7 protein-coding genes and 4 tRNA genes are annotated in these 8,010 nt (G+C 44.4%); 8 read left to right on the forward strand and 3 right to left on the reverse strand.

Going from position 1 to position 8,010, the window contains the following annotated elements; translation table 11 throughout:
• Positions 1-187: 187 nt before the first annotated feature.
• The gene (ilvC, locus tag ACEYKX_RS00370) at positions 188-1,669 is read right to left on the reverse strand and encodes a ketol-acid reductoisomerase (protein WP_373766568.1); all 1,482 of its coding nucleotides are present in this window, start codon (positions 1,667-1,669) and stop codon (positions 188-190) included.
• A 275-nt stretch (positions 1,670-1,944) separates the two neighbouring features.
• Here ilvC and ppa point away from each other — a divergent pair, with 275 nt between their 5' ends.
• The 3 genes from ppa to ACEYKX_RS00385 all read left to right on the forward strand — a co-directional run bounded on the left by ppa (position 1,945) and on the right by ACEYKX_RS00385 (position 5,269).
• Positions 1,945-2,472 carry an inorganic diphosphatase gene (gene ppa, locus ACEYKX_RS00375; protein WP_373766569.1) on the forward strand — a complete coding sequence of 176 codons (528 nt, stop codon included), beginning with the start codon at positions 1,945-1,947 and terminating at the stop codon, positions 2,470-2,472.
• 66 nt (positions 2,473-2,538) lie between these two features.
• Positions 2,539-3,294, forward strand: coding sequence for a M48 family metallopeptidase (locus ACEYKX_RS00380; RefSeq protein ID WP_373766570.1), 756 nt, complete (start codon positions 2,539-2,541; stop codon positions 3,292-3,294).
• 118 nt (positions 3,295-3,412) lie between these two features.
• Positions 3,413-5,269, forward strand: coding sequence for an SLC13 family permease (locus tag ACEYKX_RS00385; RefSeq protein WP_373766571.1), 1,857 nt, complete (start codon positions 3,413-3,415; stop codon positions 5,267-5,269).
• Positions 5,270-5,374: 105 nt separating this feature from the next.
• Here ACEYKX_RS00385 and ACEYKX_RS00390 read toward each other — a convergent pair whose 3' ends face one another.
• Both ACEYKX_RS00390 and coaA read right to left on the reverse strand, forming a co-directional pair.
• Positions 5,375-6,091, reverse strand: a complete 717-nt coding sequence (locus ACEYKX_RS00390) for a tRNA1(Val) (adenine(37)-N6)-methyltransferase (RefSeq protein ID WP_373766572.1) — start codon at positions 6,089-6,091, stop codon at positions 5,375-5,377.
• A gap of 2 nt (positions 6,092-6,093) precedes the next feature.
• Positions 6,094-7,044, reverse strand: coding sequence for a type I pantothenate kinase (gene coaA, locus ACEYKX_RS00395; protein WP_373766573.1), 951 nt, complete (start codon positions 7,042-7,044; stop codon positions 6,094-6,096).
• 246 nt (positions 7,045-7,290) lie between these two features.
• On the opposite strand from coaA, the gene ACEYKX_RS00400 reads away from it, so the two are divergent.
• The 5 genes from ACEYKX_RS00400 to ACEYKX_RS00420 form a co-directional block, all read left to right on the forward strand.
• Positions 7,291-7,366, forward strand: a tRNA-Thr gene (locus tag ACEYKX_RS00400).
• A 35-nt stretch (positions 7,367-7,401) separates the two neighbouring features.
• Positions 7,402-7,486: transfer RNA gene (locus tag ACEYKX_RS00405), tRNA-Tyr, on the forward strand.
• 42 nt (positions 7,487-7,528) lie between these two features.
• A tRNA-Gly gene (locus tag ACEYKX_RS00410) sits at positions 7,529-7,603 on the forward strand.
• Positions 7,604-7,605: 2 nt separating this feature from the next.
• Positions 7,606-7,681: transfer RNA gene (locus tag ACEYKX_RS00415), tRNA-Thr, on the forward strand.
• 232 nt (positions 7,682-7,913) lie between these two features.
• Positions 7,914-8,010, forward strand: a 97-nt coding sequence (locus ACEYKX_RS00420) for a GTP-binding protein (protein WP_261551017.1), incomplete at its 3' end; no start/stop codon positions are given.

The following is an 8,010-nucleotide window of genomic DNA, read 5'->3' on the forward strand; positions in this document are numbered from 1 at the left end:
GACTTATCCTCCTATATTCTGAATTTTGGTTGTCAGCCTTATTCATTATAGGAGGATTTTTTTATTCTGTTCATCGCTTAAGCTCTTTGATTCCATACGCATAGCGTATGGTTTTTATAGCTAGACTTTGTCTAGCTATAACAAAAAAACCGGTTCATCATGAACCGGTTTTTTAATCCGTTCGGTTTTAGCCTTGTGAAGAAATACGTTTCATGTCGGTCATGTAACCGCGTAATTCTTGACCGATGTATTCGATCGGGTGGTTGCGGATCGCATCGTTGACATCGCGTAAGGTGACGTTATCGATTTCAACGGTTGGCGTCGGTTCGCCCAAATCACCGCGTTGTAAGGTCGGGATGACTTTTTCACGCAAGATTGGGGTTGCCACGTTAGCGAACAGGTAGTTACCGTATTCCGCCGTATCTGAAATCACCACGTTCATTTCGTATAAACGTTTACGCGCAATGGTGTTGGCGATTAACGGTAATTCGTGAAGCGATTCGTAGTAAGCGGATTCTTCGTAGATACCGCTGGCGACCATGGTGTCAAAGGCTAATTCGACACCGGCTTTAACCATCGCAACCATTAATACGCCGTTGTCGAAGTATTCTTGCTCGCTGATTTTGATACTGTCGCCGTTCGGGGCGTTTTCAAATGCCGTTTTACCGGTTTCTTCACGCCATTTTAATAAATTTGCGTCACCGTTTGCCCAGTCCGCCATCATCGTAGAAGAGAATTCACCGCTGATGATGTCGTCCATGTGTTTTTCAAATAAGAAGGCTAATTCTTCTTTGATTTGTTCGGAAAGTTCGAAAGCACGGAGTTTCGCCGAGTTGGATAGGCGATCCATCATTAAAGTGATTCCGCCTTGTTTTAAGGCTTCGGTGATGGTTTCCCAACCGTACTGGATTAATTTGCCGGCATAGGCAGGATCTTTACCTTCCGACACTAATTTTTCGTAACAAACAATGGAGCCGGCTTGTAACATACCGCACAGGATGGTTTGTTCACCCATTAAGTCGGATTTTACTTCGGCAACGAAAGAAGATTCTAATACGCCCGCACGGTGACCGCCGGTTGCCGCCGCCCATGCTTTCGCAATCGCCAAGCCTTCGCCTTGCGGATCGTTTTCAGGGTGAACCGCGATTAATGTCGGCACACCGAAACCGCGTTTGTACTCTTCACGTACTTCGGTACCCGGGCATTTCGGCGCAACCATCACGACAGTGATGTCTTTACGAATTTGCTCACCGACTTCCACGATATTTAAACCGTGCGAATAACCTAATGCTGCGCCTTTTTTGATCAACGGCATGACATCCGCAACCACTTTAGAGTGTTGTTTGTCGGGGGTTAAGTTAATGACTAAATCCGCAGTCGGGATTAACTCTTCATAGGTGCCGACTTTAAAGCCGTTTTCCGTTGCGCGGGTGAATGACGCACGTTTTTCCGCAATGGCTTCCGGACGTAAGGCGTAAGCGATATCCAAACCGGAGTCGCGCATATTTAAACCTTGGTTTAAACCTTGCGCGCCGCAGCCGACGATCACGACTTTTTTACCTTTTAAGTAGTTCGCTTCATCGGCGAATTCGTCGCGATCCATAAAACGGCAGCGACCTAATTGATCTAATTGTTGGCGTAAGTTTAACGTGTTGAAATAGTTAGCCATGGTAGAATCCTTTTGATTTGAGAAGTTTGTTGAACGGTTAATGTTGTGTTTACATACTGTATTTGTTGTACGGTGCGGATTATACCGCTTTTTATTGTTGCGTAAATTGATATTATTAGGATTAATCATTGCAAAATATGAAATAACAAGCGGTCGGATGCGAGCGGTTTTTTGCAAATTTTTCGCAGAAACCGACCGCTTGCTTTGCCGATCCGAAATGAATCCGCTATAATCTTTACGTTTTTTCACCTTGACTCAAACAGAAGGAAACTCACATGGGCTTAGAAAACGTACCTGCCGGTAAAGCATTACCGGATGATATTTATGTTGTAATTGAAATTCCTGCCAACTCCGATCCGATCAAGTATGAAGTGGATAAAGAGAGCGGTGCGATTTTCGTGGATCGTTTTATGGCAACCGCCATGTTCTATCCGGCGAACTACGGTTATGTCAACCACACCCTTTCTTCTGACGGTGACCCGGTAGACGTCTTAGTGCCGACACCTTATCCGCTTCAGCCGGGTGCGGTGATCCGTTGCCGTCCGGTCGGCGTGTTAAAAATGACCGACGAAGCCGGCGGTGATGCGAAAGTGGTAGCGGTTCCGCACTCGAAATTAAGCAAAGAGTACGATCACATCCAAGATGTGGGTGATTTACCGGCACTATTAAAAGCGCAAATCCAACACTTCTTCGAAAGCTATAAAGCGTTAGAAGCGGGTAAATGGGTGAAAGTCGAAGGTTGGGGCGATGTGAATGAAGCCCGCAAAGAGATCTTAGAATCTTTCGAACGTGCGAAAAAATAATTTTTAAACGTTTCGCCAATGCCAAAGTCTAAGCTTTGGCATTTTTTTTAGTATAGGAAGTTAATCATGACTTTTTTTAAACGCATTACCATTATTGCAATATTTTCGACATTTCTGACCGCTTGTATGACGAGCGCTCAAATTAACCAGGAAGCGGAAAAAAACTATACGCAAGTGAAACAACAGGCGCGGGCACAAAATGCTATCGATACCACATCAGCCACGGCAAAACGTATTCATGCCGTATTTAATAAAATGAAGCCGTATGCCGAAAAAGCCAATCACACGGGCGTACCGTTCCAATGGGAAATCACTGTGTTCAGATCAAATGAGTTGAATGCGTGGGCAATGCCGGGCGGCAAGATGGCGTTTTATACCGGATTGGCGGAGAAATTGAATTTATCGAATGATGAAATTGCCGTCGTTATCGGCCATGAAATGGCACATGCACTGCAAGAACACGGTAAATCGGATCGTACGGTGAGCGTGATTAGCGGGATTGTCGGTGTCTTAGCGGATGCTGCGGTCACCGCAACGACCGGTGTCAGTACGGAGGGATTGTTGAGTACCGGCGTGGATCTGATTGCGACAAAACCGTTTTCCCGCAGCCAAGAAACCGAAGCGGATGAAATCGGTTTAATCCTGATGGCACAGTCGGGCTATAATCCGGAAGCGGCGCCGAATTTGTGGGCGAAAATGAGTAAGGCTAGCGGTAATTCGGGGGCATCTATTTTCTCTACCCACCCGTCAAATGAAGAGCGTCAGGAGAATTTGGCTCGCTTGTTGCCAAAAGCAAAGCAGATTTACAATGCAAGCAAATAAACTCTCGACAGGCAGAGTTATCTGCCTGTTTTTTTTGAATTTTATTTGATTTAACCCCCTGCGAAATTTTTGAAAATCGGTATAATCAAGCCATCGTGCCATTTATCGGTATAGTCTTATGCAATCCTTACTCGCTTTTCTCCCCGATTTTTTAACGCACCCGCTGTTTTGGGTGTTCATCTTATTGGTCTTTTCGATTTGGCAATTTATTCAAAATAAATTGCGAATGGATATTGTCGCCTTGCTGGTGATTGCGTTTTTCAGTTTAAGCGGCATTTTAACCGTCAATGAGGTGTTTGCCGGTCTGAGTGACCCGAATGTGATTTTGATTGCCTTACTTTTTATTGTCGGTGAAAGCCTTGTCCGAACCGGAATTGCTTATCAGGTCAGTGAGTGGTTGATGCGGGTTGCCGGTGAAAGTGAAGCCAGAGTATTGGTTCTGTTGATGCTGTCGATTGCCGGATTGGGATCTTTTATGAGCTCGACCGGTATTGTGGCAATTTTTATTCCGGTGGTGTTAGCCATTTGTTCGGGAATGGGGATCTCACCGAAACGTTTAATGATGCCGCTGAGCGTTGCCGGTTTAATCAGCGGTATGATGACGTTGATTGCAACGCCGCCGAACTTGGTGGCACATTCGGAATTGGTTAAGTCGGGGGCGCAAGGATTCGGCTTCTTTAGTTTCACCCCGGTCGGGCTTTCCGTATTGACGTTAGGGATCGTGTATATGCTGTTTGCCCGTCATTGGTTGGATAACGGTGAATCGGTGAATGTGGAAAAACGCAAGTCGTCTTCGATGTACCAATTCATTGAAGAATACCAATTGAACGGACGTGCCAAAATGGTGGTGGTCACGGCGGAATCGTCTTTTGTCGGTAAAACCATTAATGAATTAAATTTACGCAGCGAATACGGTCTGAATATTGTCGCAATCCAACGTGTAAAGCGGTTGCGTAGCGTGTCGATTGCAGCATACGGGAATGCGACCTTGCGGGAAAAAGATGTGCTATTAATGGACATCAATATTGATCCGGAATTATTCTTACAACGCTGTGAAGAATTCGGCTTGAAGAATGTCGAACTGAAAGGTGAATATTTTTCAGCCAAATCCGTTGGGGTGGCAGAGATTTCCATTATGCCGGAAGCGGAAAGTATCGGTAAAAGTATCAGCCAGTTAAAATTCCGTTCCAGCTACGGATTAAGCGTGGTGGGGATGAAACGGGACGGCGAGTTGATACAAGATGATCTTATCCATACGCCGATCAAGTTCGGTGACGTGTTATTGGTCATGGGGGTATGGACCCAAATTCTTGAAATGGGCAAAGAAAATCGGGATTTCTTTTTAATCGATACACCGGAAGAGAGTAAACACGCTGCGCCCGCCATCAGCCAAGCGCCGCATGCAATTTTTTCCGTGTTCGTTATGGTTGCATTGATGATTACGGGGATTGTACCCAATGTGATTGCGGCACTATTAGCGTGTTTGATGTTGGGAAAATTTCGTTGTATTGATATGAAAAGCGCTTATGACTCCATTCATTGGCCGAGCATTGTGTTGATTGTCGGGATGATGCCGTTTTCCATTGCGCTACAAAAAACCGGCGGGATTGAGCTTATCGTCGGTATGTTGTTAGACATTATGCAAGGCTTGGATGTACATTTCGTTTTGATTGTTTTATTTGTGTTTACGGCAATTATCAGCGCATTTATTTCCAATACGGCGACGGCGATTTTGGTGATGCCGATAGCGATTGCGGTTGCCCAACAACTGAATTATTCGCCTGCGCCGTTTGCGATGATTGTCGCCATTTCGGCATCGGCGGCGTTCATTACACCGGTATCGTCTCCGGTGAATACCATGGTGTTGGCACCGGGCGGCTACAGTTTTATGGATTTTGTCAAAGTCGGTTTGCCGTTTACCGTATTGGTGATGTTGCTATCGGTGTTCTTAGTACCGGTATTATTCCCGCTGTAACAAGCGGTCGGCTCCGAGTCATAAATTGCAAAATCCGCGTGTTGAGCGGTTTGTCATGACGAATATGGTCGATTAAAGGCTGAATGGATTTTCCGTTCAGCTTTTTTATAGAGTCATATTTAAATAGAAAGGGTGGGTGAGGGCTTTGAATGCCTCTGTGTAGTTGCCGTGTTGATCATAAATGACCAAGGATTTTTCCGTCATCATCCGGGGTTGCGGTGAAAAGGTCACAATCATACGTTTCGGCGCTTTGCCCGAACGGGTATAGATTCGCCACGTCTCGATACAGGTTAACCGACAAGTTTTACTTTGTGCAATCAATTTTTCTGCGGCATCCGTGGGCAAGATAAAGCTGATTTTACCGTCAGGTGAGAGCTGTTTTTGCGCTTGACGTAGCCAGTCCAAATGGCTTTGGGAGGCTGTTCTCGCCAAATGTCTTTCCGGGGTACGGCTGATGGGGCTGTGTTCAAAGTAAGGCGGATTGGCGACGATGAGATCAAATGTTTTGTCGGATGCCCATTGCATCACATCGGCCCGGATCACTTTGATTCGGTTTGCCCACGGGCTATGCGCCGTATTCTGTGAAGCTTGTTCAAAGGCATGTTGTTCTAATTCCACAGCAAGAATTTGAGTATGACAAGCGGTACGTTGTGCCAACATAATTGCAATTAAACCCGTACCGGTTCCGAGGTCTAAGATGTGGGCGGCGTGTGATACGTCGGCGATTGCACCAAGTAAAATGCCGTCCGTATTCACTTTCATCGCACAACGATCATGCGCAATAAAAAATTGTTTAAATTGAAAACCGCTCGGTGTCGTCATGGTTATTTTCGGAGTTTGACGGTTTGAATCGCATGGTCTTCGCCTTTTACCAAAATCAGATTTGCCCGTTCACGGCTCGGTAAAATGTTTTTCTTCAAATTCAAGCCGTTAATTTCGTCCCAAATCGTTGATGCCGTTTGGACGGCTTCTTGTTCCGATAATTTAGAATAGTGGTGAAAATACGAATTCGGATCAGAGAACGCACTGCGCCGGAATTTTAGGAAGCGGTTGATATACCAAGCTTTTAGCAGTTCTTCATCGGCATCGACATAAATTGAGAAATCGACAAAATCGGAGACAAATACGTTATGTGGGCTCAGCGGATAGTTCATGCCGCTTTGCAACATATTTAATCCTTCTAAAATCACGATATCCGGTTGATCGACGACATTAAATTGATCGGGAATAATGTCATAGGTTAAGTGAGAGTAAATCGGTGCTTTTACATGGCGTTTGCCCGATTTGATATCCGACACGAATTCGATCAAACGGTGAATATCATAAGATTCGGGAAAACCTTTTCGTTTGAGTAAGTTTTTTTCTTCTAACACTGCTAACGGATATAGAAAGCCGTCGGTCGTGATCAGATCGACTTGACGTTCTTCCGGCCATTGCGATAAAAGCGCTTGCAGAATACGTGCGGAGGTGCTTTTCCCTACCGAGACGCTCCCCGTTAGACTGATAATATAAGGTACTTTCGGAGACTCAACGTCTAAAAATTTATGCAATACTTCTTGGCGTTTGAGGTTTTCATCAATGTAATAGTTAATCAAACGGGCAAGCGGGAGATAAATCGTACTGACTTCATCCAGTGAAATATCTTCATTAAAACCCAATAACGGTTTGAGATCTTGTTCGGTCAACTTTAAGGGAACCGCTTTGCGGAGATCGGCCCATTGATGGCGGTCAAAAGTGAGAAAAGGGGTAATTTTAGCGGTTTTTTGTAGGCTCATAGCCGAAATCTCTCATTTACTTACTACAAATCATCCATTCGCAATGGAATACGTTTGTTAAAATATACAATATAAATGATGAAATTTATGCATTTATCTCATGAAAATGGCAGAAAATAACTAAAAAATCGGCATTTTGAATATTTAACAATCGAAAGGTTGTCCTTTTTAATGTTTTTTTTAAAAAATACTTGCAAGGATTTTTGAAAACCCTATAATGCGCACCACTTGCTTACGACATGCAATGCCGACTTAGCTCAGTAGGTAGAGCAACTGACTTGTAATCAGTAGGTCACCAGTTCGATTCCGGTAGTCGGCACCATTTCAACGCAGAGTAAACAAGTATTCAATTAATGTGGAGGGATTCCCGAGCGGCCAAAGGGGGCAGACTGTAAATCTGTTGGCTCAGCCTTCGAAGGTTCGAATCCTTCTCCCTCCACCACTTCTTTAATTGAATTCCTATGGGACAGACGAATTTAGAACAGCGGGCATCGTATAATGGCTATTACCTTAGCCTTCCAAGCTAATGATGCGGGTTCGATTCCCGCTGCCCGCTCCAGCGCTGATATAGCTCAGTTGGTAGAGCGCACCCTTGGTAAGGGTGAGGTCGGCGGTTCAAATCCGCCTATCAGCACCACTCGTTGTTTTCTATCTTCATCTTTTCCTTAGATAAATTAGTAATAGATTTCTAAATTTGGTTAATATGGTAGAATGCCATCTTGACCGTATTTGTTTAAATAAACGTTTTGAACATAAACGGTTCAAAATGTAGTTTATAAATAAACTAATTGGCAATATAATAGGTTTTTACTCTAAACCTTGTAACACATATCGTGCTACGGGATTTCATCAACAAAGGAAACTTTACAATGGCTAAAGAACAATTTAATCGTGGCGATAAAGTCCACGTAAACGTAGGTACTATCGGTCACGTTGACCACGGTAAAACAACCTTAACCGCAGCAA

It is taken from the genome of Glaesserella sp., assembly GCF_041817755.1.
GTDB lineage: Bacteria > Pseudomonadota > Gammaproteobacteria > Enterobacterales > Pasteurellaceae > Glaesserella.